This is a genomic window from Streptomyces aurantiacus (assembly GCF_001418335.1).
In the GTDB taxonomy this organism is placed as follows: Bacteria; Actinomycetota; Actinomycetes; order Streptomycetales; family Streptomycetaceae; genus Streptomyces; species Streptomyces aurantiacus.
In genome coordinates, this window is the sequence record NZ_LIPP01000154.1 from 1 (window position 1) to 24,013 (window position 24,013).

Annotated in this window: 23 protein-coding genes and 1 pseudogene; 15 read left to right on the forward strand and 9 right to left on the reverse strand. The window is 71.6% G+C overall.

Going from position 1 to position 24,013, the window contains the following annotated elements:
- Window positions 1-70: 70 nt before the first annotated feature.
- A pseudogene (locus tag AOK01_RS44430) lies at window positions 71-294 on the forward strand (hypothetical protein); the annotation flags it as partial.
- An 8-nt stretch (window positions 295-302) separates the two neighbouring features.
- Window positions 303-1,550 carry an MFS transporter gene (locus tag AOK01_RS46590; RefSeq protein WP_425424752.1) on the forward strand — a complete coding sequence of 416 codons (1,248 nt, stop codon included), beginning with the start codon at window positions 303-305 and terminating at the stop codon, window positions 1,548-1,550.
- Between the two features lie 48 nt (window positions 1,551-1,598).
- On the opposite strand, the gene AOK01_RS46175 is transcribed toward AOK01_RS46590, so the two are convergent.
- A complete protein-coding gene (locus AOK01_RS46175; protein WP_281181402.1) occupies window positions 1,599-1,721 on the reverse strand; it encodes a hypothetical protein in 123 nt (40 codons plus the stop codon).
- Window positions 1,722-2,647: 926 nt separating this feature from the next.
- Between AOK01_RS46175 and AOK01_RS21235 the strand changes: the two genes are divergently transcribed.
- The 3 genes from AOK01_RS21235 to AOK01_RS21240 are packed head-to-tail and all read left to right on the forward strand — an operon-like array spanning window position 2,648 to window position 4,847.
- Window positions 2,648-3,712, forward strand: coding sequence for an aromatic ring-hydroxylating oxygenase subunit alpha (locus AOK01_RS21235; protein ID WP_213862124.1), 1,065 nt, complete (start codon window positions 2,648-2,650; stop codon window positions 3,710-3,712).
- Window positions 3,709-3,879 carry a hypothetical protein gene (locus tag AOK01_RS44130; protein ID WP_169800150.1) on the forward strand — a complete coding sequence of 57 codons (171 nt, stop codon included), beginning with the start codon at window positions 3,709-3,711 and terminating at the stop codon, window positions 3,877-3,879. The genes AOK01_RS21235 and AOK01_RS44130 overlap by 4 nt, the downstream gene beginning before the upstream one ends.
- Window positions 3,876-4,847 (forward strand): PDR/VanB family oxidoreductase, encoded by a 972-nt coding sequence (locus tag AOK01_RS21240; RefSeq protein WP_055514056.1) that lies wholly within the window; start codon window positions 3,876-3,878, stop codon window positions 4,845-4,847. The genes AOK01_RS44130 and AOK01_RS21240 overlap by 4 nt, the downstream gene beginning before the upstream one ends.
- Here AOK01_RS21240 and AOK01_RS21245 read toward each other — a convergent pair.
- Window positions 4,798-5,613, reverse strand: a complete 816-nt coding sequence (locus tag AOK01_RS21245; protein WP_055514057.1) for an IclR family transcriptional regulator domain-containing protein — start codon at window positions 5,611-5,613, stop codon at window positions 4,798-4,800. The two genes, AOK01_RS21240 and AOK01_RS21245, sit on opposite strands and share 50 nt — an antisense overlap.
- 184 nt (window positions 5,614-5,797) lie before the next feature.
- On the opposite strand from AOK01_RS21245, the gene AOK01_RS21250 reads away from it, so the two are divergent.
- The 4 genes from AOK01_RS21250 to AOK01_RS21265 are packed head-to-tail and all read left to right on the forward strand — an operon-like array spanning window position 5,798 to window position 9,184.
- Entirely contained in the window at window positions 5,798-6,784 is a 987-nt protein-coding gene (locus AOK01_RS21250) for an ABC transporter substrate-binding protein (protein ID WP_055514059.1), read from the forward strand.
- Entirely contained in the window at window positions 6,781-7,554 is a 774-nt protein-coding gene (locus tag AOK01_RS21255) for an ABC transporter permease (protein ID WP_055514061.1), read from the forward strand. The genes AOK01_RS21250 and AOK01_RS21255 overlap by 4 nt, the downstream gene beginning before the upstream one ends.
- A gap of 8 nt (window positions 7,555-7,562) precedes the next feature.
- On the forward strand, window positions 7,563-8,342 hold the full coding sequence (locus AOK01_RS21260) for an ABC transporter permease (RefSeq protein WP_055514090.1): 780 nt from the start codon (window positions 7,563-7,565) through the stop codon (window positions 8,340-8,342).
- Between the two features lie 20 nt (window positions 8,343-8,362).
- A complete protein-coding gene (locus tag AOK01_RS21265; RefSeq protein WP_055514063.1) occupies window positions 8,363-9,184 on the forward strand; it encodes an ABC transporter ATP-binding protein in 822 nt (273 codons plus the stop codon).
- Between the two features lie 44 nt (window positions 9,185-9,228).
- Here the strand turns inward: AOK01_RS21265 and AOK01_RS21270 are convergent, their stop codons facing one another.
- Window positions 9,229-9,906 (reverse strand): MmyB family transcriptional regulator, encoded by a 678-nt coding sequence (locus AOK01_RS21270; protein WP_055514065.1) that lies wholly within the window; start codon window positions 9,904-9,906, stop codon window positions 9,229-9,231.
- Between the two features lie 277 nt (window positions 9,907-10,183).
- Between AOK01_RS21270 and AOK01_RS21275 the strand changes: the two genes are divergently transcribed.
- From AOK01_RS21275 to AOK01_RS21290, 4 genes are all read left to right on the forward strand, one after another.
- Entirely contained in the window at window positions 10,184-10,843 is a 660-nt protein-coding gene (locus tag AOK01_RS21275; RefSeq protein WP_055514067.1) for a helix-turn-helix domain-containing protein, read from the forward strand.
- A 32-nt stretch (window positions 10,844-10,875) separates the two neighbouring features.
- Window positions 10,876-11,406, forward strand: a complete 531-nt coding sequence (locus AOK01_RS21280) for a hypothetical protein (protein WP_055514069.1) — start codon at window positions 10,876-10,878, stop codon at window positions 11,404-11,406.
- Between the two features lie 15 nt (window positions 11,407-11,421).
- Window positions 11,422-12,624 (forward strand): MAB_1171c family putative transporter, encoded by a 1,203-nt coding sequence (locus AOK01_RS21285; protein ID WP_055514071.1) that lies wholly within the window; start codon window positions 11,422-11,424, stop codon window positions 12,622-12,624.
- A 149-nt stretch (window positions 12,625-12,773) separates the two neighbouring features.
- Window positions 12,774-13,001: a hypothetical protein gene (locus AOK01_RS21290; RefSeq protein WP_055514091.1), complete on the forward strand. Its 228-nt coding sequence runs from the start codon at window positions 12,774-12,776 to the stop codon at window positions 12,999-13,001.
- Window positions 13,002-13,052: 51 nt separating this feature from the next.
- Here the strand turns inward: AOK01_RS21290 and AOK01_RS21295 are convergent, their stop codons facing one another.
- Both AOK01_RS21295 and AOK01_RS21300 read right to left on the reverse strand, forming a co-directional pair.
- Entirely contained in the window at window positions 13,053-13,760 is a 708-nt protein-coding gene (locus tag AOK01_RS21295; protein WP_055514073.1) for a 4'-phosphopantetheinyl transferase family protein, read from the reverse strand.
- Entirely contained in the window at window positions 13,738-14,613 is an 876-nt protein-coding gene (locus AOK01_RS21300; RefSeq protein WP_055514075.1) for a metallophosphoesterase family protein, read from the reverse strand. Before AOK01_RS21300 ends, AOK01_RS21295 begins: the two co-directional genes overlap by 23 nt.
- Before the next feature lie 500 nt (window positions 14,614-15,113).
- Between AOK01_RS21300 and AOK01_RS21305 the strand changes: the two genes are divergently transcribed.
- Window positions 15,114-16,280, forward strand: coding sequence for an ATP-grasp domain-containing protein (locus tag AOK01_RS21305; protein WP_055514077.1), 1,167 nt, complete (start codon window positions 15,114-15,116; stop codon window positions 16,278-16,280).
- A gap of 66 nt (window positions 16,281-16,346) precedes the next feature.
- On the opposite strand, the gene AOK01_RS21310 is transcribed toward AOK01_RS21305, so the two are convergent.
- The 4 genes from AOK01_RS21310 to AOK01_RS21325 all read right to left on the reverse strand — a co-directional run bounded on the left by AOK01_RS21310 (window position 16,347) and on the right by AOK01_RS21325 (window position 22,781).
- Window positions 16,347-17,219 carry a sulfotransferase family protein gene (locus AOK01_RS21310; protein ID WP_245702339.1) on the reverse strand — a complete coding sequence of 291 codons (873 nt, stop codon included), beginning with the start codon at window positions 17,217-17,219 and terminating at the stop codon, window positions 16,347-16,349.
- A gap of 200 nt (window positions 17,220-17,419) precedes the next feature.
- Window positions 17,420-20,479: an alpha-mannosidase gene (locus AOK01_RS21315; protein ID WP_055514093.1), complete on the reverse strand. Its 3,060-nt coding sequence runs from the start codon at window positions 20,477-20,479 to the stop codon at window positions 17,420-17,422.
- Window positions 20,480-20,593: 114 nt separating this feature from the next.
- On the reverse strand, window positions 20,594-21,931 hold the full coding sequence (locus AOK01_RS21320; protein WP_055514082.1) for a 6-phospho-beta-glucosidase: 1,338 nt from the start codon (window positions 21,929-21,931) through the stop codon (window positions 20,594-20,596).
- 100 nt (window positions 21,932-22,031) lie between these two features.
- Complete coding sequence (locus tag AOK01_RS21325) at window positions 22,032-22,781, reverse strand: DeoR/GlpR family DNA-binding transcription regulator (protein WP_055514084.1); 750 nt, start codon at window positions 22,779-22,781, stop codon at window positions 22,032-22,034.
- A gap of 148 nt (window positions 22,782-22,929) precedes the next feature.
- Between AOK01_RS21325 and AOK01_RS21330 the strand changes: the two genes are divergently transcribed.
- Window positions 22,930-23,976 carry a carbohydrate kinase family protein gene (locus AOK01_RS21330; RefSeq protein ID WP_055514086.1) on the forward strand — a complete coding sequence of 349 codons (1,047 nt, stop codon included), beginning with the start codon at window positions 22,930-22,932 and terminating at the stop codon, window positions 23,974-23,976.
- The last annotated feature ends 37 nt before the right edge of the window (window positions 23,977-24,013 follow it).

The window sequence follows — 24,013 nt, forward strand, 5'->3', positions numbered from 1 at the left end:
CCGCCCTCCCGCCCACCTCGCTGGGCGACCACGGTGGCACGGCGCCCCGACCCCGAAGGAGATTCTGTTCATGACTATCGCGGACGACGCCCCGGCAGACGGCGCGTCACCCGTCACGGGCGGCACGGAGCCCGCCGTGCGGTGGGGACTTCGGGAATGGTTAATGCTCGTCGTGGTGTGCGGCGCGTTCTCCCTGGACGCGCTGGACAACATCATGGTCGGCATCGCCACCCCCCAGATCAAGGACGAGTTCGACATGAGCACGTCCGCCGCGCAGTGGGTGGTGAGCGCCTANNGACCTGCTGGGCAAGCGGCGGGTGTTCCTCGTCGGCCTCACCGTCCTCGCGGTCGGCTCGCTGGCCGGCGGACTGGCGACCGACGGGACCCTGGTGATCATCGGCAGGCTGGTGATGGGCATCGGCGCCGCACTGACCGCGCCCTCAGCCCTGTCGATCATCGTGAGCAACTTCCCGGAGGGCCCGCAGCGCAACCGGGCCGTGGGCATCTACACGGCCTGCGGTGCCGTCGGGTACTCCATCGGCGTGGTGGTCGGCGGTGCCCTGACCGAGGCGAGCTGGCGCTGGACGTTCGTGCTCAGCGTGCCGGTCGCCGTCGCGGCCCTGGTCGGCGCCCTGCTGCTGGTCCCCAAGGACCCCGCGCACGACGGCGGCAAGCGCCACTACGACGCCGGCGGCGCGGTCACCGTCACCGCCGCCATGCTGCTGCTGGTCTACGCCATCGTGCAGGCCCCGGCAGAGGGCTGGCTCTCCGACACCACCCTCGGTGTTTTCGCGGTCTCGGTGCTGCTGCTCGCCGCCTTCGCGGTCATCGAGTCGCGCGCCCCGCAGCCGCTGCTGCGACTCGGCCTGCTGCGCAACAAGTCGCTGGTGGGCGCCAGCCTGATCGCCGCGGCGATCCTCGGCACCTACATGAGCTACCAGTTCGTCGGCAGTCTCTACCTCCAGACCTACCGGGGCTGGTCCCCACTGGAGATGGCCTTCGCGTTCCTGCCGATCGGTCTGATGATCTTCATCTTCGCGCCGCGTGCCGGGAAGTGGCTCGGCCGCACCGGGCTGCGCTGGCCGGTCTTCGGCGGCATGCTCGCCTATGCCGTGGCCTTCCTGCTGTTCCTGCGCCTCGGCGAGGGCTCCTCGTACTGGACGATGCTCCTGCCGAGCATGCTGCTGATCGGCATCGGCTTCCCGTTCGCCTTCACCGCGGCGAACGTGCAGGCCACCACCGGCGTTGACGAGTCCGAGCAGGGGCTCGCCGCGGGCATCCTGCAGACCGGGTACCAGGTGGGCGCCGCGGTGGTGCTCGCCGTGGTCACCGTGCGTATGGGCGACGAGGACACCGCGGGCCCCGCCGAGATGCTGTCCGGGTACCACCAGGGCACCTGGGTGATCGTCGTCATCGCCGGGGTCTCGGCCCTCTCGGTGCCGATCGCGGCGGGTGCCGCCCGGCTGCGCGCCGGCCGGACCACGGTCGCGCAGGGGACCGCGGACACGGACGAACCCGCGGCCGAGTCGGCCGGCCGGTCGCTGGGCTGAGAGACGTCGAGCCCTGTCGGCGGAGCTCGACACGGAACGAGGCCGCGGTCACTCCTCCAGCAGATCGGGCTGTTCGTGGACGATCTCGTCCCAGAGCAGCTGGAAGCTGAACCAGCCGAGGTGCCGGTCCCCGAAGCCGTCCCGCGCCGCCAGCGCCTGCTCATGGCTCATGGCTCATGGCTCATGGCTCATGGCTCATGGGCTGCACCTGCCCGGACCCGCTCCGACCACCACTGCTGTCGGCACCATCAACTCCTTTGTTCTCGCGGACGATTACGTGCCGGAGAGTACGTTCATGGCGCGCCCGAGCACATCCCCGGCTCAGGGACGGACCACCCGGGGGAGGGAGGGGGGCCCGGTGACATCACTCATGCGATCTTTCCGCGTCCTACGAAAGGCCAGGCCGACGGCGCGATAGCCGCCCTCGCGGATCAAGTCCGGCGCGATGTCGTCACTGGCGCCGGTCAGGATGCCCCACGCCTCGTACCGCGAGGTGAATCCCGTCAACCGACCCTGCTCGACCGCCTCCACGCTGCCCCAGGTGTCCCAGGACGCGTCGCCCCCTGAAGCGACTTCCGGACTGCCCCGTTCGCCGCGGGCGCACGGTCGTCTGTCACCCCCCAACTGCCAGTTGGGGAATCGAACTGGCCGTACGTGGGGAATTTCTCCTGGCCGTCGGCAGATGTGCCCTCCAACTGCCCGCCCAGCAGCAGGAGTTACATAAAAATCCGCTGGTCAACCCCCCGTCCCTGCCAGCCGACCACCGCCACTCAGTGCCTCTACAGCGGCTCATCGGCCCGGCTGCTCGCCGCGTCACCCCACCCGCAAGGCGAACCAGCATGCGACCTCACACCACCCTGACCAGCGGCAACATACTCAACAGTCCGGCTCCCCCGAGCGCGAACCGAACGGCCGCACCACGCGACACTCCACCCTGGCGACCAGGAGTTGCCAGAACCAGGCTCTGACCAGCCTCTTCACAGAAGTCCTTCCGCCTGGCAGAAGCCGTCTTGCCAAGTCGGTGCAAGCCTCACGACCCTGATTCCAACCACGGCACGCGGGGCGAGGACACCCCGCCGACAGGGACGGGAACTGCCATGCCGCACATGACTGCCTTCGCCAGGAACCAGTGGTACGTCGCCGCCTACGCCCGGGAGGTCGGGCGGGAGTTGCTCGGGCGGACCATTCTCGGTGAGCCGCTCGTGTTCTACCGGACCGAGGACGACGCCCGGCCCGTCGCCCTGCACGACCGCTGTGTGCACCGCCGCTACCCGCTGTCCGAGAGCGGGCTCGACGGTGACCGGATCGTCTGCGGCTACCACGGCTTCACGTACGACACGACGGGCGCCTGTGTGTACGTACCGGGGCAGAAACGCGTGCCCCGCACCGCCCGGGTCGCCTCCTACCCGGTGGTCGAGCAGGACGCCCTGATCTGGGTGTGGATCGGCGACCCGGCCCTCGCCGACCCGGCGGCCATTCCGCGGGCCAGGCATCTCGACTCCCCCGGCTGGGTCACCGTCAGCGGGATGGAGCCGATCGACGCCGACTACGGCCTCCTCGTCGACAACCTCCTCGACCTGTCCCACGAGACGTATCTGCACGGCGGCTACATCGGCACCCCCGAGGTCGCCGAGACGCCGATCAGCACCGAGGTGGACGAGGGCGCGGGCGTCGTACGGGTGAGCCGGCACATGGACGACGCCGAGTGCCCGCCGTTCTACGCCAGTTCGACGGGTATCGAGGGGCGCATCACCCGCTGGCAGGACATCGAGTACCACGCGCCGTGTCTGTATCTGCTGCACAGCCGCATCGCCCCGGTCGGGGTGGCACCCGAGCCGGACGGCAGCGATCCGAACGGCTTCCACACGGAGATCACGTACGCCATCACCCCGTCCGCCGACGGCGCGGTGTACGACTTCTGGATGGTCTCGCGGGACTGGGCGACCGACGACGCCGAGGTGACCGAGTTCCTGCGGGCCAACAACCACACCGTCGTGATGCAGGACGTCGACGCGCTCAACCTGCTGCAGCGGACGCTCGGCACGGAGCGGACCGGGTACCAGGAGCTGAGCATCAACATCGACACCGGTGGTCTGGCCGCCCGCCGCATCCTCGCCCGGCTGGTCGAGGAGGGCGCGAAGCCCATGGAGAAGGTCCAGTGACCAGCCCGACCGGCGAGGTCTACCGCATCGACTGGCTGCCCGGCACCGACGTACTGCACGGCACCTGCCACTGCGGGGCCGAGCACGCCGCCGAGGACCCGGTCGCGATGTGGGAATGGATGCTCGGCCACCCCGAGGGACACACCCCCCAAGGACATGACTCATGACCCTGTACGAAGCCGAACTCGTCGTCGACCGACGCCACTTGGCGGCCGGCGGCGTGCTCGCCCTCACCCTCCGCCATCCGCTGGGCGAGGAACTGCCGGTCTGGGAGCCCGGCGCCCACATCGATGTGGTGCTCGGCCCGGGCCTGGAACGGCAGTACTCCCTGTGCGGTGACCCGGCCGACCGGCACGCGTGGCGGGTAGCCGTGCTGCGGGAGCCCGACGGACGCGGCGGATCGGCCCATGTGCACGGTCAGTTGGCGGCGGGCGGCAAGGTCCGCGTGCGCGGCCCGCGCAACCACTTCGCCCTCCGGCCGTCGCCCCGCTACCTCTTCGTCGCGGGCGGCATCGGCATCACCCCCATCCTGCCGATGCTGGCCGCGGCCGAGGCCGCGGGCGCGCGGTGGACGCTGCTGTACGGCGGTCGCACGCGCGACTCCATGGCGTTCACCGAGGAGTTGAAGCGGTACGGGGACAGGGTGCGCCTCGCCCCGCAGGACGAGAGCGGGCTGCTCGACCTCGACTCCCTGCTCGCCACCCCGCGGCCGGACACGCTCGTCTACTGCTGCGGTCCCGGCCCCCTGCTGGACGCGGTCGAGGAGCGGTGCGCGCGGTGGCCGGCGGGCTCACTGCACGTCGAGCGCTTCCAGCCCAGGGCCAAGGAGGCGGGAAAGGGGCAGGGAGAGGGAGAGGCAGCCGCGGACACCGAGTTCGAGGTGGTCCTGGAGCGGTCCGGCCGCACCCTCACCGTCCCCGCGGACGTGTCCGTGCTCGACACCGTGCGGGCGGCGGGCGTCGAGGTGCTCTTCTCCTGCACCGAGGGCACCTGCGGTACCTGCGAGACGGACGTCCTCGACGGCACCCCGGACCACCGGGACTCGGTCCTTGACGACGAGGAGCGGCAGGCCGGCGAGACCATGCTCATCTGTGTGTCCCGCTGCCACGGGAAGCGGCTCGTGCTGGACCTGTGAGCCCCAGGTCCGCCTCGATGCGGGCCACCGTGGCCAGCAGGTTCGGCAGCAGGTCGCGGCGTACGGACTCGACGGAGTTGCGGCTGGCGTGCACCGGGATGTTGACCGCCGCCACCGCCTCGCCGTCCCGGTCGCGCACCGGGACGGCGACCGAGCGCAGCCCCTCCTCCAGTTCCTGGTCGACGATCGCGTACCCCTGACGGCGCACCCGGCGCAGTTCGGTGCGGAGCAGGTCCGCCGAGACGATCGTGCGGGCCGTCAGGGGCCGCAGGTCCGCGCGCGCCACCCGGACGTCGAGCTCCTCGTCGGGCAGCTGCGCGAGCAACACCCGTCCCACGGAGGTCACATGGGCCGGGAAGCGGGTGCCGACGGTGATCGTCGCGGTCATGATGCGGTGCGTCGGTACGCGGGCGACGTACACGATGTCGTCGCCGTCGAGGACGCACAGGGACGACGACTCCCGTATCTGCGCGACGAGTCGCTCCAGATGCGGCTCGGCGATCTGCGGCAGGGTGAAACTGGACAGGTAGGAGTAGCCGAGTTCCAGGACGCGCGGGGTGAGCCGGAACATCCGGCCGTCCGTCGTCACGTATCCCAGGTCGAAGAGCGTCAGCAGGAAGCGGCGGGCCGCCGCGCGGGTCAGGTCGCTGACCCGCGCCACCTCGCTGAGCGTGAGCTCCGGATGGTCGGCGTCGAAGGCGCGGATGACCGCGAGGCCGCGCTCGAAGGAACGGACGAAATGCGGTTCGCGGGCTCCAGCAGGCATCGTCGCCTCCACGGGACGCACGGGGGTGCGCTCTGCGCACGCTAGGAGCACGCTTCGGCAACTGTCAACGACCTTGCGCGTCAAGGGCATTGACCTGTTCCCCGGCCAGGTCCTACGTTCCCGCTGAGCACTTCTGTGCGGTCTGCGCACGGTCTGTCGAAGAACTGTCCCACTAGGGGGAGTCATGCGTCGTCTGCTCATCGGCCTCGTGACCGGCGCCCTGTGCGTCGCCGCGACGGCCTGCGGTTCGTCCGACTCGTCCGACTCGTCGGGGACCGATTCCTCGGGGTCGGACAAGGCGTCCGGTGGTACCGCCACGGTCGAGGTCGGCCTCATCCCCATCGTCGATGTCGCCCCCCTGTACCTGGGCCAGAAGAAGGGCTTCTACAGCGACCGGGGCATCAAGCTGTCGCTGACGAGCGCGCAGGGCGGGGCTGCGATCGTGCCCGGCGTGGTCTCGGGCCAGTTCGACTTCGGCTTCAGCAACACCACGTCCCTGCTGGTCGCCGACTCCAAGAACGTGCCGGTCAAGGCCGTGGTGAACGGCGTGGCGTCCACCGGCGAGGAGGGCGCCGACTTCGCGGAGCTCGCCGTGAAGAAGGGCAGCCCCCTCAAGTCCGCGAAGGACGTGGAGGGCAAGAAGGTCGCCGCCAACACTCTCAACAACATCTGTGACACCTCGACCAGGGAGTCGGTCCGCAAGGACGGCGGCGACCCGTCGAAGGTGGAGTTCGTGGAGATGCCCTTCGACCAGATGGGGGCCGCGCTCGAAGGCGGCCGGGTGGACGCGGCCTGCGTCGTGGAACCCGCGCTCGCAGGCATCAAGGCCAAGGGCGGCACGTCCATCGCCTCGCTCTTCTTCGACGTGTCGCCCGACCTCACCGTGGCCATGTACTTCACCTCCCGGCAGTACGCGCAGCAGAACCCGGAGATGGTGAAGAAGTTCCAGGAGGCGACCGCCGCGTCCCTCAAGTACGCCGACAGCCATCCGGACGAGGTCCGCGAGATCATCACCACGTACACGAAGATCCCGGCGCCCCTGGTGAAGACGCTCACGCTGCCCCGGTGGCCGGCGGAGCCGGACCGCGCGTCCATCGAGCGGCTGTCCGAACTCGGCGTGCAGGACGGCCTGTTCGAGAAGGCGCCGGACCTGGACAAGCTGCTTCCGTGAGGGGCTCCAACGCCCTGCTGGGCGCGGCCGGGCTCGCGGCCTTCCTCGCCCTCGGCGAGGCGGTGCCGCGGCTCGGCCTCGTCGACGAGGACTACTTCCCGCCGACCAGCCGCATCGCCGACGCGCTCGCCACGGAGCTCGCCGACGACGCGTTCTGGACCGCGCTCGGGGACACGCTCACCGGCTGGGCGATCGGCCTCGCGATCGCCGTGACCGCGGGCATCCTCGCGGGCGTCCTGATCTCCGTCACCCCGTACCTTCGCGAGGCGACCGCCTCGACGATCGAGTTCCTGCGCCCGATCCCGTCGGTCGCGCTGATCCCGCTGGCCGTGCTGCTGTACGGCACGGAACTGCGTTCGGTCCTCCTCCTGGTCGTCTACGCGTCGTTCTGGCAGGTCCTCGTGCAGGTCATGTACGGCGTCCAGGACGTCGACCCGGTCGCCGAGGAGACCGCCCGCTCGTACGGCCTCGGCCCCTGGGCGCGGGTCCGCCACGTGCTGTGGCCCACGGCCCTGCCGTACGTCATGACGGGTGTCCGGCTGGCCGCCGCGGTGGCGCTGATCCTGGCCGTGACCGCCGAACTCGTCATCGGAGCCCCGGGGCTGGGCGCGCGGATCGCCGTCGCCCAGACCTCGCAGGCGGTGCCGGAGATGTACGCGCTCGTGGTGGTCACCGGTGTGCTCGGGCTGCTCATCAACGTGGGCGCGCGGACCGTCGAACGGCGGGCGCTGGCCTGGCACCAGTCCGTGCGCGGGGAGGTGGCGGTGTGAGCGCGCGGATACGGTACTTCGCGCTGCGGTTGCTCCTGGTCGTCGCCCTGCCCGCCGTGCTCGTCGCGGCGTGGTGGTTCGCCTCGGAGAGCAGCACCGACGTCTACTGGCCGCCGCTGCGCACCATCCTCACCACGTTCCCGGACGTGTGGACCGGCGAGCGGTTGCGTCAGGACGTGCTGCCCAGCATGGCGCGGCTGACGGCCGGTTACGGGTGCGCGGCCGTCGCGGGGGTGGCGCTGGGCACGGTGATCGGCTCGTACCGGCGGGTGCGGGCCGTGTGCGAGCCGGTCCTGGAGTTCCTGCGCGCGGTGCCGCCGCCGGTGCTCGTCCCGGTCATCATGCTGTTCGCCGGCATCGGCGACACGATGAAGATCGCGGTGATCGCGAGCGGCTGCGTCTGGCCGATCCTGCTCAACACCGTCGAGGGCGTGCGGGCGGTCGACTCGGTGATGTCCGAGACGGCCCGCTCCTACGGCGTCACGGGCGTCGCCCGCCTGCGGCACGTGGTGCTGCGTTCGGCGAGCCCGCAGATCTTCGCGGGGCTGCGCCAGGCGCTGTCGATCGGCCTCATCCTGATGGTCATCAGCGAGATGTTCGCCGCCAGCAACGGGCTCGGCTTCACCATCGTCCAGTTCCAGCGCGGCTTCGCCATTCCCGACATGTGGACCGGCATCCTTCTTCTCGGTCTGCTCGGGTTCGTCCTGTCGGTCCTCTTCCGGCTGGTCGAGCGGCGCGCGCTCGGCTGGTACCACGGTCTGCGCGACGCCTCCCGGCGGTCGTCGTGAACCTCGTGAAAGGGCGGTCCATGCTCGACGTAAGCGGCCTCAAGAAGGTCTACGAGGGATCGGGCCGGCGCGTGGAGGCGGTGCGCGATCTGACGTTCACGGTGGACGCCGGTGAACTCGTCTGTCTGGTCGGCCCTTCAGGCTGCGGCAAGACGACCCTGCTGAAGTGCGTGGGCGGGCTGCTCACACCCACGGCCGGCGAGGTGCGGGTGGGGGGCCGCCGGGTGACCGGGCCGCCGCCGGACATGGCCGTCGTCTTCCAGGAGTACGGGCGCAGCCTCTTCCCCTGGAAGCGGGTGGGCGAGAACGTCGAACTGCCGTTGAAGCAGAAGAAGTTGGGCGCCGCCCGACGGCGTGAGCTGGTCGCCGACGCGCTGGAGTCCGTCGGGCTCACGGACGCCGCCGGCGCGTACCCGTGGCAGCTGTCGGGCGGTATGCAGCAGCGGGTGGCCATCGCCCGCGCCCTGGCGTACGAGCCCGAGGTGCTGCTGATGGACGAGCCGTTCGCGGCGGTGGACGCCCAGACCCGGGCCGAGCTGGAGGATCTGGTCCGCGGGCTGTGGCGGCAGCGGGGCATCACGATCCTGTTCGTGACGCACGACATCGACGAGGCCGTCTATCTCGGCGAACGGGTGCTGATCCTCTCCTCCTCACCGACCGTCGTGCAGGAGCAGCTGAAGATCGACCTGCCCGCGGACCGGGACCAGTTGCACACCCGGGTGGCCCCGCGCTTCGCCGAGCTGCGCACCCATGTGTACGAGCAGATCCAGGCGGCGAAGCGCGGGACGCCGGTCGACCGCCTGACGAAGGACCCCACGTCGGACACGCCGCCACCGCACTGAACCGGCCGGCCCGAACCTGCCCGCCCGGCTTCCTGGGAGGGGTGTCACGCCTCGGTGGCGGGCACCACGCTGAGGTGGCTCGACGTGCGGCGCGGGCGGCCGGCCCGGCTCGTCCGGCGGGCCGCGGGCGTCGGGCGGCCGGCCTCGCGCAGGACCAGGGTCAGCCGCGTGTACCCCATGTCGTGCAGGGACTTGGGGGTCTCGCCGACGATCCGGCAGGTACTCCCCCACCGCGGGTCCGGGTGCAGCAGGGGCCGTACCGCGCCGTCGTGCTCGACGGCGTGCGCGCCCACCGAGCGGATCCAGTGCGGCAGGCCGTGCCGGTAGGCGGCGTCCATGATCGGGTCCTGGGCGATGTCCCGCAGGATCGCCTGGAGCCCGTGGTCGTGGCCGTACCGCTCCACGGCGGCGGCGAAGTGCGCCAGCATCGGCAGACACCAGCTCGACTCGTGCTCGGCCAGGACCGTACCGGCGTCCGGGTGGAACAGGACGAACCGGAGGAAATTGTCGCCCGGCATGGCGGTGGGGTGCGGGCCGACCTCACGGAAAAGTGTCTCGAACGCACCGTTGGCGAGCACGACGTCCCACCGGTGGTCGACGACGACGGACGGAAAGGTGACGGCGTCCAGGAGTGCTGCGTAGTCCTGGAGATACGCCTGGGCCTCAAGACTCTCGGGGACGGGCCGCGGCTGCGGCCGGGGCCCTCCTGCCTGGTACGCCATCGGGAGGTCCACCCCTCTTGCCTCTGCGGCCTTCACGCGGCGTCGTGATCCTGCTACCCCGGCCGGAGCGGTGTCAACTATCGTGGCATTCGACGCCGGTTGACGACTGATTCCCGCCACAGTTGTGGCGAGGCCTGGATGTGAGTTCGACCAAGGGCTACTCTCCGGTCTTCGGGCAGTTCACGCTGCACAACGCGGATCCCCACGAGGACTTCACGTCCGGAGGGATGCGGTTCCCCCTCAGCGGTCGGTCGATTGAGACGTAGGAGAACTGTCGGTGACGGATGGCTTCGAGGTTCCGGGCGCCACGGCGACGGGTCTGCTGCCGGCCGTCGTGGGCCGGGTCGCCGGTCTGGCCGACCGGCTCGGCGCACCGCACCGCGAGGTGTTCGACGTCCGCCGCCTGTCCGTCGCGTCGGGTGTCCCCGAGGCCGTGGTCCGGCCCCTGCTGAACGGGCGGCCCGCGGGCGAGCCCGACCTCCAGGCCCGTTTCCTGCAACGCCTGGGCCTGCTGCGCCGTACCCGCCTGAAGCCGAACGGCCGCCGCTACACGCAGCAGGAGATCGCGGACGGCGCGGGCATGTCGCGCCAGCAGGCGGGCGCGCTCATCAACGGCGACCGGCGCCCGACGATGGAGCACTGCGACGCCATCCAGCGCTTCTTCCGCGTCCACGCCGGTTTCCTCACCGCCGAGGACCCCGAAGCGCTCGCCGGCGCCCTCCAGCGCACCGAGCAGGATCTGCTGCAGCGGCTCGCCGACCGGGAGCGCCGGGCGGCCCCGACGGTCGCACAGGACCCGCTGGAGCGGCTGCTCCAGGACCACGGGGTGCGCGGCATCGCCTGGCGGGCCGCGCAGCTGCCCACCGACCAGCACCGGGACAAGGTCGCCGAGTGGCTGGACATGCTCCTGGAGAGCGTCAAGCGGCCAGAGTCGTGATCCGGGGGACTGCGGTGGGCATCGGAAGGGACATGCGCCGCCTGTGCGGCGAGCTGGTCGACGAGCTCTCGCTCCCGGCGCCGGCGGAACCCGGGGAGCTGTACGCGGCACTGTGCGGGGCCATGAGCAGACGGCGGGGCCGCCCGGTCAGGTTCCGTACGGCCTCCTTCCCGCCGGGCACCGCCAGCGGGCTCTGGCTCGACATGGCGGAACAGGACCTCGTCGTCATCGAGGAGCGCACCGCGCCCGACCACCAGCTGGTGATACTCGGGCACGAGCTGTGGCACATGAACGCGGGCCACTGCGGCCGTCACGTGGCGGGCGCGGCCGTCGCCGCCCGCCTGCTGTCGGACGACGCGGACCTGCGGGCGGCCGTCCTGACCGTGGCGGCGCGGACCCGTTTCGACCTGGCGGACGAGAAGGACGCCGAGAGCTTCGGCCTGCTGCTGGCCAGCAAGTGCCGGGTGTGGCTGGCCGGTTCGCCGCTGCGCGGGCCCCTGCGGCGGGACGGGCTCGCGGGCCGGCTCGAAGCCTCCCTGGGCTACCGCGGGCCGCAGGGCTGAGGGCGCCGGCGCATCGTGGACGGGTCCGGGTACTACGTTCCCGCGGTCGCCATGGCGGCCGTACTCGCCGTCAAGGGCCCCTCGCTGCTGCGTTCCTGGCACGATCCGCTGCTCCGGTCGGTGTGTTCGCTGATGGCGCTGACGGGGCTGGTGTTCCTCTTCGCCGCGCCGCCGACCATCGAGGAGGTCAACGACGTCCTGGGCGTCACGAACGTTTCGGCGCCGATCGTCTACTGCCTGCTGAGCGCGTACAGCGCGGCCTGTCTGGTGCTGATCGTCAACTGGCGCGGCGGGCCGCCCGGGTCGACCCGCCGGACGTCCCGGCGCTGGATCACCGGATACGGCGTCGTGATCGTGGCGCTGCTCGTGCTGTTCGCCCTCGGTGACACACCGGTCGAACGGCTGCGGGACTTCGACACGTACTACGCCGACGAGCCGTTCGTCCGCGAGATGATCGTGCTCTATCTCGCCGCGCTGGCCGTCGCGGGCGTCGCGATGAACGTGATGTGCGGTCGCTGGGCCCTTCAGGTCCAGGGCCGGCTGCGGGCCGGGCTGCTGGTCATCGTGGCGGGCTATGTGTGCAACATCGCCTATCTGACCGCCAAGTTCACCGCCGTCGTCGCGCGCTGGAACGGCGGGAACCTCGACCACCTCAGCTCCGACGTGGCCCCGGGGCTCGCCTCGGCCGGTGCCCTGATCAGTGCGGTCGGCTTCTGTCTTCCGCTGGCCTGCCAGCGGGCCGGTGACACCTGGTCGGCCCTGTCGACGTACCACCGTCTGGGGCCGCTGTGGCGCGAGCTGGCGCCGGTGTCGCCGCACGCGGGGCGCGCGGTGCGGATGTCCTGGTGGTCCTCCGCCGAACTGCGGGTCACCCAGCGGGAGTCGGACATCCACGACGGCATGCTCGTCCTGTATCCGTACTTCGACGCCGCGCTGCGGGCGCGGGCCCGTGACGCGGCGCTCGCGGCGGGCTCCGACGCCGCCCAGGCGCGGGCCGAGGCAGACGCGGCGATGGTGGCTGCGGCGGTACGGGCCAAGGCCGCCGACCCGGAGGGCAGGGTCATCGCCTCCGCGAGGACGCCCGCTCCCCCGGCCGTCGAGGGGCCGCGCGATCTCGTGCGGATGGCCCTCGCCCTGCGCCGGTCACCCGTCGTCGCGGACGCCCGGAGCGGGTGCGCGGCCGGGCCGCGGAGCGAGTTCCCCGAGCAGGCCCGCTGAGGGTTTCCCCTCCGCCGACCGGGCGAACGAACCCGTACGGAAAGGGCATTGTCAGTGGCGGACGGCAAGCTGGACCCAGCACCACCGCTGTGCGGTGGCGTGCGCACGACCGCAGCACCGAAGCCGAGCCGAACCGGGAGGGCCTTCCGATGCCGACCGCCGTACTGACCGATCACGAACGCACCGCCGTTCAGGCCTATCTGCGCCTGTTGCAGACCGTACGAGCCGCGTTGGACGGCCCGTCGGGTTCGGGCCGACCACCCCTCGTGCCGCCGGGCGCCCTCGCGGAGGCGGAGCACGCACTGGCCGCGGCGGGCCTCGCGGGCAACGAGGAGGCGTTCTTCCGGCTGCTGCACACCTGGTGCCCGGAGGCGTGATGAGCCACCGTCAGTCCACCGGCCGGTCCGTGGACCGGTCCGCGGACGCGCTCAGCCTCGCCCGTGCGGGACGGTCACCGAGGTCGCCACGAGTCCCCGGCGCACCGTCCAGCGCCCCTCGAAGCGGCCGATGCGACGGCCGTCCACCACCGGACCGGGTACGAGGAGTCCGGCGCGCAGGCCGCCGGACGTGGTGTGTCCGGGATCCGTGAAGACCTCGATGTCCGCCTCGGTGAAGTCGAGCCACTTCCCGGTGAGGGGGAACCACGCCTTGTAGACCGACTCCTTGGCACTGAACAGGAGCCGGTCCCAGTGGATCCCTGGCCGCTCCCCGGCGAGGACGCGCAGCCGCCGCTCCTCGTCGGGCAGCGCCACCGACGACAGCACGTCGTCCGGGAGCGGCCGATGGGGCTCCGCGTCGATGCCGAGCGAGGCCAGGTCGCCGGCCCGGGCCAGTGCGGCGGCGGCGTATCCCTCGCAGTGCGTCATGCTGCCGATCAGCCCGGCGGGCCACCTCGGGGCTCCCCGGTCGCCGGGCAGGACGGCCTGCGGGGGCACGCCGAGCTTCTCCATGGCGCGCCGGGCGCAGCCGCGTACGACGGTGAACTCGCGGCGCCGTTTCTCGACGGCGCGCGCGATCAGGGCCTCTTCCTCGGGATACAGCTCGGGGTACGGCGTCGCGGCCCGGGTGCCCCCGGTGTGTTCGTCGGCGTGTGCCTCCACGGCCACGACCGACTCAGGGAGCAACTCCTCGATCACCTGATCCGACCTCCATCGGCAGAATGCGGCGCAGTGTGCCCGGAGGTTCCGAGCGCTTGCGCCACTCGCGGGGGTAACCCACCGACACCTCTTCGAAGCGGACGCCGTCGAGCCAGGTGGTGCGGGGGATGTGCAGGTGGCCGTAGACCATGGCGGCCACCCGGTGGGTGCGGTGCCAGTCCGCGGTGAGCCGGGTGCCGCACCACATGGCGAACTCCGGGTACCAGAGGACCTCGGTGGGGTGCCGGTCCAGCGGGTAGTGGTTGACGAGCACCGTGGGCAGTTCGGCGGGGATCTCCGCGAGCCTGCGTCCGGTCTCGGCCACCCGGGCCCGGCACCAGGCCTCACGGCTGGGGTACGGGTCGGGGTGGAGCAGGTGCTCGTCCGTGCAGACGACGCCGGTCCCGTGGGCGTACGCGAGGCCCTCTTCCTTGGTCGCGCAGCCCGCGGGCAGGAACGAGTAGTCGTAGAGGAGGAAGAGCGGGGCCACGGCGACCGGTCCTCCGGGGCCCTCCCACACGGGGTAGGGGTCCTCCGGGGTGGTCACGCCCAGCTCGCGGCAGAGCTCGACGAGGTGTTCGTAGCGGGCCACCCCGCGCAGGGTGACGGCGTCCGAGGGATGGGTCCACAGTTCGTGGTTGCCCGGTGCCCAGATCACTTTGCGGAAGCGGGCGCCGAGGGTTTCGAGGGCCCAGCGGATGTCGGCCACCGTCTCCGCGACGTCGCCGGCCACGAGGAGCCAGTCGTCGTCGGTCTCGGGGCGCATCCTCTCGACGAGGGCGCGGTTCTCGGCGTATCCGATGTGCAGGTCGCTGATGGCCAGCAGCCGGCCCTGACGGTCAGCCGTCGTCACCCTCGCCCCCCTGTCGTGGCCCGGGTCGCCTGTCGGCCGCCCGGATGGGAACACAAGAACATACGCGCGCTCCCGCGTACAAGAGCGACTGCCGGCGGGGCCGTGCGGGTGACGTCCCGCCGAGTGCCGCAGCACTCCGCGGCGTGCTCCGCGACACGCCCGTGTGGGCGACGACCGGGCGGTGCGCGTGATCCGCCGGGCGCCGAAAGTACCTGGTGGTGCCCTCGACGGCCGACGTGCCGACGGTGATCGAGGCGTCCCCCCGGCCGTTCGGGGCGGACCGGGCACAGGGGCCCTGACCTGGCACGGGAGCCCCTGCGGGCCCGTCCGGGCAATCCGTAACACGCCCGTAGCAGCAGCACTGCTCGGGAAGCCCTATGATCGGCCCTACACAACCGCCCACGAATCCCGTTTTCGAACGGCGGTTTTTGTGTACCCACTCACCTCTTGGCCGGGCACGGCCTGCTTCGCCGTGCCCGCGAACCTGAAAGGCGGCCTGCATGGTCTCTCGCGTACGCGTCTGGCTCAACCGCACGTACGCGGAGAACGTGTTCTTCATGGATCAGCTACGGCGAAATCCGTGTGGCCGCGCGGTCGAGATCCATGCGACCCACGGTGACCCCGACTCCCCCATCCTGGCCGCCGCGGACTTCGCCGCGATGGAGCCGGAGGGGCTGTCCCCGGCCGCCTACGTCGAGTACGCGCTCGACCACTGCGCCCGGTACTCGATCGACGTGTTCGTGCCCGTCCTGCACCAGGCGGCCCTGGCCGGGCACCGCGAGGAGTTCGCCGCGGCCGGTACGGCGCTGCTCGCGCCGCCCGCCGAGGCCGTGCACACCTTCCAGGACAAGGTTGTCGCGTACGAGGCGGTCGAGAAGCTCGGCGTGCCGGTGCCGCCGTGGTGGCGGGTCCGCACCGCGGACGAGCTGATCGCGGCGGTCGACGAGCTGGAGGCGGCAGGCCACAAGGCGTGCTTCAAGCCGGCCTCCGGAGCGGGCGGGGTCGGTTTCCGCATCATCACGCGCACCCCCTTCTCGCTCATGCACCTGAGCGGCTTCCCCAGCCCGTACATGCCGCTGGACCTGGTCGTCCAGGCGCTGCGTCAGGCGGACGAGCCCGTGGACTGGCTGGTCATGCCCCTTCTGGGGGAGCCGGAGGTGTCCGTGGACTGCCTCACCGGTCCGGACGGGCGGGTCCGGATGGCCGTGGGCCGTACGAAGAACGGGCGGCGGCGCGGTTTCACGCTCGACCCGCGGTGGACCGAGCCGGCGCGGGTCCTCGCGGAGGGGTTCGGGCTGCACTACCTGACGAACATCCAGTTCCGGATGTTCGGTGACGAGCCGGTCCTGATGGACGTCAACACGCGCCCGGCGGGCGGTCTGCACCAGCTCTCGCAGTGCGGGATCAACGCTCCGTGGGCCGCCGTGCGCCTCGCGCTCGGTGAGGAGCCCGGCGATCTCGTCCCGCCGTTCCTCGGCCAGGACTACGCGGTGGTCTCCGGGCCGCGCGCGGTACGTCCGGTGTCGGTGCCGGAGCGGCAGCCGGCGGACCACCTGGACCTCCCCGCCGCCGTACCGGCGCCGGAGGCCACGGCGGCCACGCAGCCGGCCGAGGCGACCCGGCCGGCTCACTCCGCGCAGGCCTCGGACCGCCCCTTGACCGTCTGACGGACTGACGGACTGACCCGCCCGTGTCGGCCCGGCTGTCGGCCCGGCGCACGTGTCACCTCGCCGTCAGCCGGCCGGGTAGCCCCACGCCTTCGCCAACTCGGCCAGCCGGGGCGGCAGTTCGGCCGTGGGGTCGGCCGCGCGGGCCGGCTGGATGCGGCCCGACCTGATGGTGGGGCTCCAGTCGCCGAGCTGAGGGCGGAAGGTGCCGTGGTCCTGCGTGCCGTAGTCGAGCATCCCGCTCTCCCAGGGGACGCCGAGGTACGCGCACAGCCCGCGCGTGGTCCGCTCCGGGTCGGCGGTGAGTTCCTCGTACGTCACCACGTGGACGTCGAGGGCGCGGCGGGCCTCGTCGAGCCGCTCGCCGTAGTCGAGGACCTCGGCGTGGATCTGTTCGTGGTCCGGGTCGGTGCGGCGGTCGGTGAGGGAGGCGACGACGGCGCCGGGGTGGCGCAGCAGCACGATGTAGCGGGCGTTGGGCCAACATCGGTGCAGGCGGGGCCAGATGAGGGTGTTCGGCGGGGTCTTGTCGACGATGATCTGCTTGCCGCTGCGGGCGAGTTCCAGGTGCATCACCCGGTCCCACAGCGTGTGCTCCAGCTCGTCCTTGTCCAGCTCCAGCGCCCGCATGGCGTCGGCGGTGAAGTCACGGGACAGATGGACGTGGAGGGTGCGCAGATGCATCTCGTGCGGGGCCCGGATGCTGCTGTGGCTGTTCAGCAGGACCCGCAGGAGCGTCGAACCCGAGCGCACGCAGGACAGGACGAAGACCGGCGAGTCCACCAGGCGCGGGACGCGCGGGGCGACGTACGCGTCCTCGGTGTCGCGGGGCGTGGGTACGGCGTCGAGGGTGCGGCGCGGTGGGCTCACCGCCTGGGCCATCAGTCTGCCGCGGCGCCTCAGCCCCTTGCCGATCGCGGACATGCGGGGGTCTCGCACGGTGACACCTTTCTCTCGTACTGCCCCTCATCACAGGGGCGTCGAGCGAACCGCAGGTGTCCTCCGGGGAACGAGCACGGGTCACGACGGGCGGCGAATCGGCCGAGAACCCGCCGTGACCAGTGCCTTTACCGCTTCCTTAATTCTTCATGGGAAACGGTGTCACTGCTTCCGCATCAGGGCGGTCACCATCTGGGCGGTCACCGGCTCCCCACGGCCAGTCGCAGGGTCTGGATCTCGAAGGGCCGCAGGGTGACGGGGACGGTGTCGCCGTCCGTGCCGGCCGTCGACAGCGGGCGCTCCAGGAGGTCGGTGAGCTGGGCGCCGGCCAGCGGGAAGCCGGTGCGCAGGGTGGCCTGCGCACGGCCGCCGCGTGACTCGTAGACGCGTACGACCACGTCGCCCGAGGCGTCGTCGGCGAGCTTGACCGCCTCGATGGTCACGCCCGCGCCGGCCACGGAGACGACCGGTTCGGGGGTGCCCGCCGAGTCCGCCACCCGCAGCGGCAGGTTGAGCGCGTAGCCCTCGGCGACCGAGTCCTCGATGGTCGCGCCCGGCAGCAGCGCGTAGGTGAAGCGGTGCCTGCCCTGGTCGGCCCCCGGGTCCGGGATGCGCGGGGCGCGGACCAGGCTGAGCCGGACCGTGGTCGTCGTGCCCCCGTCCTCGCGGACCGTGCGGGAGACGTCGTGGCCGTACGTGGAGTCGTTGATGACCGCGACGCCGTAGCCGGGTTCGCCGAGGTGGACCCAGCGGTGTCCGGAGACCTCGAAGCGGGCCGCCTCCCAGCTGGTGTTGGTGTGCGTGGGCCGCTGGATGTGACCGAACGCGATCTCGGCGGACGAGTGCGCCGCCCGGATGTCCACCGGGAAGCCCGCCTTGAGGAACTTCTCGGCCTCGTGCCAGTCGATGTCCGTCTCGAAGTCGATGCGGGGGCTGCCGGCGCGCAGGCTGATCGTCTGGGTGATGTGCGAGCCGTTGCCGAAGGAGCGCTCGACCCGGATCGCGCCGAGCAGCGGGTCCTGTTCGACCACGGTCACGGACGACGCGTCCAGCAGGTCGGTGTAGCGGTTCTTGTAGTGCTTGTCGACGTCCCAGGCGTCCCAGTTGTTCGGCAGGTCCGTGTGCAGCCGGAGCAGGTTGCCCTGGCCCGCCAGGACCTCACGGCCGCCGGCGCGCAGGTCGCGTACGGAGGACAGGGTGCCGTCCTCGGCGACCTCGACGCGGACCAGGCCGTTGTCGAGGACGCGGCCGGTGACCGTCACCGGGCCGGGCGCCTCACCGGTGCCGGCGCCGAGGGGCGCGCTGCCGCCTGCCGGGACGACCGTGTGGGCCAGGGAGCCGTCGGCGGTCCGTACGACTTCCCGGCGTTCGGCCGGGCTCGTGTTGAAGACGCGGGGGCCGCCGCCCGTGCCGAGCGCGGTGATCGCCTCGGCGGTCAGCTCCTCGACCTCCGTCGCGACGCGCGCGTACTCGGCCTCCGCCTCGCGGTGCACCCAGGCGATGGAGGAGCCAGGCAGGATGTCGTGGAACTGGTGGAGCAGGACCGTCTTCCAGAGCCGGTCGAGCCTGTCGTGCGGATAGGCGTAGCCGGGCACGTGCAGCGCGGCCGTCGTGGCCCACAACTCGGCCTCGCGGAGCCGGTGTTCACTGCGGCGGTTGCCCTGCTTGGTGCGGGCCTGCGAGGTGTAGGTGGCGCGGTGCAGCTCCAGGTAGAGCTCGCCGGCCCAGACCGGCGCGTCGGGGTACTCCTCGCGGGCCTTGGCGAAGAACGCGTCGGGGTGCTCGACGACGACCTTCGGTGAGCCCTCCAGATCGGCCAGCCTGCGCGCCCGTTCCATGATCTCTCGGGTCGGGCCGCCGCCGCCGTCGCCGTGGCCGAAGGGGGCCAGCGAGCGCTTGGCCACGCCCTTCTCCTGGTAGTTGCGCGAGGCGAGGGCCATCTCCTCGCCGGTGAAGCTGGCGTTGTAGGTGTCGATCGGCGGGAAGTGCGTGAAGATCCGCGTGCCGTCGATGCCCTCCCACCAGAAGGTGTGGTGCGGGAACTTGTTGGTCTGGTTCCAGGAGATCTTCTGGGTGAGGAACCACTCGTTGCCCGCGAGCTTGGCGAGCTGCGGGTAGGCCGCGGAGTAGCCGAAGGAGTCCGGCAGCCACACGCCCTTGGTCTCGACGCCGAAGTGCTCGATGAAGAACCGCTTGCCGTGGATGAGCTGGCGGGCGACGGCCTCGCCGCCGGGCAGGTTGCCGTCGGCCTCGACCCACATGCCGCCGACCGGCGCCCACTGGCCCTTCTTGACCGACTCCTGGATGCGGGCCCAGATCTTCGGGTGGTTGTCGCGGACCCATTCGTACTGCTGGGCCTGCGAGCAGGCGAAGACGAAGTCGTCGTACTCGTCGGCGAGCGAGGTGACGTTCGAGAAGGTGCGGGACGTCTTGCGCTTGGTCTCACGGATCGGCCAGAGCCAGGCGGAGTCGATGTGCGCGTGGCCGACGCCGGAGACGATGTGGGCGCTGGCGTTGGCGGGTCTGGACAGCGCCGGCTTCAGCGCGGCCCGTACGTCCGCCGCCGAACCGGAGACGTCGTCGAGGTCCAGCAGGTCCATGGCCCGGTCCAGGGTGTGCAGGATCTCGTGCCTGCGCGGGTCGTGCTCGCCCAGCTCATGCATCAGCTCGCGCAGTACCTGGAGGTCCAGGTCGAGGTGCCAGACCTGCTCGTCGAGGATCGCGATGTCGGCGCGCCGGAAGGTGTAGAGGGGCTTGTCGCCCGCGGTGCGGACGTCACCCATCGGGGTGGTCTTCGCGAAGTCATCGGCGAGGATGTCCGGGTTGGAGGCCGCCTCGACCAGGTAGTCGATCCCCTCGCCGCCGGTCGCCGGGTCGGCGATCGCCACGTACTGGTTGAGCGGGTTGACGGCCTTCAGCGGGGTGCCGTCCGTGCGGTGGACGAGGGCCTCGGCCTGGTTGCCGGGCCAGTCGCCGACGAAGCCGAGGTCGATGACGGCCTCGACGCGCCGGCCCGCCCACTCGGCGGGCACCTGCCCGCGCATCCGGAACCAGGTCGTGCCCCAGGGCGGGCCCCACGGGGTGTCCATCGCGAACGGCGCGTACGGGGCGGACGCGGCCTCTTCGAAGGGGACGGGCTCCCCCGGCGCCTGCCAGGCCTCGACCTCGAAGGGCACGGCGGCGGCGTAGATCGCGGCCTTGACGCGCTGGTCGTGAAGGCGCTGGACGCGCTCCTCGATGCGCCGGCGTTCGTCGTGCATGTACATCTCCAGACAGCGGAAAGAAGCGGAGCGGGACAAGCTGTGCGGGGCAAGCGGTGCGGGGCAAGCGGTGCGGGGCAAGCGGTGCGGGGCCGGCCGTGCGGGGGCCGGCTTTTACTTGAGGTAGGCCAGACCGGGGTGGGCCGCGGTGTACCCGTCGACCAGGTCCCGGGCGACGTTCACGGAGTCGACGAGCGGGTGCAGGGCGAAGGCCTTCACGGCCGTCGCGCGCGAGCCGGACTCCGCGGCGGCGAGCACCTCGCGCTCCACCGCCTTCACCGCGCACACCAGGCCGGTCGCGTGGTCGGGCAGCGGGGCCACGGAGACCGGGTGCGCGCCGTTGGCGTCGACGTGGCAGGGCACCTCGATGACGGCGTCCGCGTCGAGCACGGAGAGGGTGCCCTGGTTGCGGACGTTGAGGATGAGCGTGGTGCGCTCGTCGCGGGCGATGGCCCGCATCAGGGCGAGCGCCACCTTCTCGTAGCCGCCGGATAGGTCGTCGGCGTCGCGCTCGCCCGCGCCGGCCGTCTCCCGGTTCTCGGACATGTACGTGGCCTCGCGCTCGGCGCGGGTACGGTCCCAGGCGGTGAGGGCGGCGCTGTCCGGCCGGCTCATCTCCTCGTAGAAATGGGCCTGTTGGTCGCGGAGGAACGCGCCGCGGGTCTTCTCGGCCTGCCGGTAGGCGCGGACGGTCTCGCGGTTGAAGTAGTAGTAGTGCAGGTACTCGTTCGGGATCGCGCCGAGCGACCGGAGCCAGTCGGTGCCGAAGAGCTTGCCCTCCTCGAAGGAGCCGAGGAGGTCCGGGTCGGCGAGCAGCCGCGGGAGTTCGTCGCGTCCGGCGACGTGCAGTCCGCGCACCCAGCCGAGGTGGTTGAGGCCGACGTAGTCGATCCAGGCCTCGCGCGGGTCGGCGCCCAGCACGCGGGCGATGCGGCGGCCGAGTCCGACCGGTGAGTCGCAGATGCCGATGACGCGGTCGCCGAGGTGGTGGGACATGGCCTCGGTGACCAGGCCGGCCGGGTTGGTGAAGTTGATGAGCCAGGCGTCGGGCGCGAGCCGGGCCACCCGCCGGGCGATGTCGACGGCCACGGGCACCGTGCGCAGGCCGTAGGCGATGCCTCCGGCGCCGACCGTCTCCTGGCCGAGGACGCCCTGGTCGAGGGCGACCCGTTCGTCGGCGGCGCGGCCTTCGAGGCCGCCGACCCTGATCGCGGAGAAGACGAAGTCGGCGCCGCGCAGCGCCTCGTCGAGGTCCGTGGTGGCGGTCACGGCGGGTGCGCCGGGGACGCCGGCCCCCTGCTCGGCGAGGACCCGGGCGACGGCGGAGAGCCGTCCCTGGTCCAGGTCGTGCAGGACGACGTCGGTGACGCGGCCCTCGCCGCGGTCCCCGAGGAGCGCCCCGTACACGAGCGGCACGCGGAATCCGCCGCCGCCCAGAATCGTCAGCTTCACGCGACTGCCCTTTCACTGTTCCTCGGGGGCCTGGTCCCTGGGGCCGGGCCATTGCGCACACCGATGCGCACGCCATTGGGCACACCGATGCGCACACCGGTCATGTCAGCACCACGCGCACACCCGCCTCCTCCAGGGCGGCCCGCGTCCCGGCGTCCGCCGGTCCGTTGGTCACCACGACGTCCAGTTCCTCGGGCCCGCAGACCTTCGCCATCCCCGTCCCCGGGAACTTGGCACGGTCGGCGAGCAGGACGACCCGGTCGGCCGCCTTGATCATGGCGCGCTTCACCGGTACCTCCACGACGGTCGTGTCCATCACCTGCCCGCCCGGCCGTACCCCACTGGTTCCCAGGAAGAGCCAGTCGGCATGCAGCTGGCGCAGGTTGTCCTCGGTGAGGAAACCGACCAGCGAGCGGTACTCGCGGCGGACCATGCCCCCGAGCAGCACGAGCTCTATCGCCTCGTCGTCCACCAGTTCCTCGTACACCACGAGGTTGCTGGTGATGACGGTGATCCGGCGGCCGTGCAGCTGCCTGGCCAGCCGGTAGGCGGTGGTGCCGATGTCGAGGAGCACGGACTGGCCGTCCTCGACCAGCGCCGCTGCGCGCTGCGCTATGGCGTCCTTCTCGATCACGCGCACCTCGGCGACCTCGGCGAAGGGCTGGTCGCCCTCCTCGGCGACCGCCCCGCCGTGTACGCGGGTGAGCAGGCCCTCCTCCTCCAGTTTGAGCAGGTCACGCCGGACTGTGGCGGGGCTCACGCCGAGCTGCTCCGAAAGGTCGGTCACGGCCGCGGGGCCGCCGGAGCGCAGGGCCCGCAGGATGAGTTGGTGTCGTCGCTCTGCCAGCACGCGGTGAACAGTACTCGTCATTGCCAATCATTTCTATGCTCAGTTCTGCTCAACTATTGCCAAATCCGCCAGAGACGCGCACGATCCTGTCCACCGAAACACGATCCGGTGCACCGGAAATGAAGAGTTTTGACGAGAGGACGCACTCGTGGGTGACGAACGGCCCGACCCGCGGCCCGATGTGCTGCTGACAGGGCTGCTCTTCTACGACCTCGTCCTGACCGGTCTGGGCAGGCCGCCGACCCCCGGCGAGGAGATCTGGACCGACGGGATGGGCACGAGCCCGGGCGGCATCGCGAACCTGGCCGTGGCCGCGGCCCGTTACGGCCTGCGGACCTCCCTGGCCACGGTGTTCGGCGACGACTACTACGGCGCGTACTGCCGTGAGGTCCTCGCGGGCCAGGAGCACATCGACCTCTCGCTCTCCCGTACCGCGGACGGCTGGCACACCCCGGTCACCGTCTCGATCGCGTACGGGCACGACCGCGCCCTGGTCACCCACGGCCAGGAGCCCCCGTACTCGCAGGACGCGCTGATGGGCGACCCGCCCGCCGCGCGCACGGCCCTCGTGCACCTGGAGGCCGAACCCCGCGACTGGCTCGCCAAGGCCGCCGCGAACGACACGAAGATCTACGCGGACGTCGGCTGGGACCCCACCCAGCAGTGGTCCTCGGACCTTCTCGACCAGCTCGCCCTGTGCCACGCGTTCCTCCCGAACGACACCGAGGCGATGGCGTACACCCGCACCGACACGGCCGCCGACGCGCTCGCCAAGCTGTCCGAGCTGGTGCCGGTGGCCGTGGTCACGCGCGGCGGCGACGGCGCGCTCGCCGTCGACCAGACCACGGGCGAGTACGCGGACGTGCCCGCCCTGGCCACCGACGTCCTGGACGCGACGGGTGCCGGCGACGTCTTCGGCGCGAGTTTCGTCGCGGCCTCGCTGGAGGGCTGGCCCCTGGAGGAGCGGCTGCGCTTCGCGGTGCTGGCCGCCGGACTGTCCGTACGCCGGCACGGCGGGGCCCTGGCCGCGCCCGGCTGGTACGGCGTCCACCAGTGGTGGCGCTCGCTCGACGACCCCGGACTGCGGCGCGCGTACGGCTTCCTGGCCGACCGCATCCCCGCCGACCCTGGCCCTCCGGTCCCCCACGCCCCGGTGACACCACCCGCCCCCCACGGCATGCCCGATCTCCCCTGACGCGTCTGCCCCGATGCGAAGACCGAACACATCCGAA

Coding starts and splice junctions, on each gene's coding strand:
- AOK01_RS46175 (WP_281181402.1), bottom strand. CDS start 1,721: ATGAGCCATGAGCAGGCGCTGGCGGCGCGGGACGGCTTCGGGGACCGG.
- AOK01_RS21235 (WP_213862124.1), top strand. CDS start 2,648: ATGCCGCACATGACTGCCTTCGCCAGGAACCAGTGGTACGTCGCCGCC.
- AOK01_RS21240 (WP_055514056.1), top strand. CDS start 3,876: ATGACCCTGTACGAAGCCGAACTCGTCGTCGACCGACGCCACTTGGCG.
- AOK01_RS21245 (WP_055514057.1), bottom strand. CDS start 5,613: ATGCCTGCTGGAGCCCGCGAACCGCATTTCGTCCGTTCCTTCGAGCGC.
- AOK01_RS21250 (WP_055514059.1), top strand. CDS start 5,798: ATGCGTCGTCTGCTCATCGGCCTCGTGACCGGCGCCCTGTGCGTCGCC.
- AOK01_RS21265 (WP_055514063.1), top strand. CDS start 8,363: ATGCTCGACGTAAGCGGCCTCAAGAAGGTCTACGAGGGATCGGGCCGG.
- AOK01_RS21270 (WP_055514065.1), bottom strand. CDS start 9,906: ATGGCGTACCAGGCAGGAGGGCCCCGGCCGCAGCCGCGGCCCGTCCCC.
- AOK01_RS21280 (WP_055514069.1), top strand. CDS start 10,876: ATGCGCCGCCTGTGCGGCGAGCTGGTCGACGAGCTCTCGCTCCCGGCG.
- AOK01_RS21290 (WP_055514091.1), top strand. CDS start 12,774: ATGCCGACCGCCGTACTGACCGATCACGAACGCACCGCCGTTCAGGCC.
- AOK01_RS21305 (WP_055514077.1), top strand. CDS start 15,114: ATGGTCTCTCGCGTACGCGTCTGGCTCAACCGCACGTACGCGGAGAAC.
- AOK01_RS21315 (WP_055514093.1), bottom strand. CDS start 20,479: ATGCACGACGAACGCCGGCGCATCGAGGAGCGCGTCCAGCGCCTTCAC.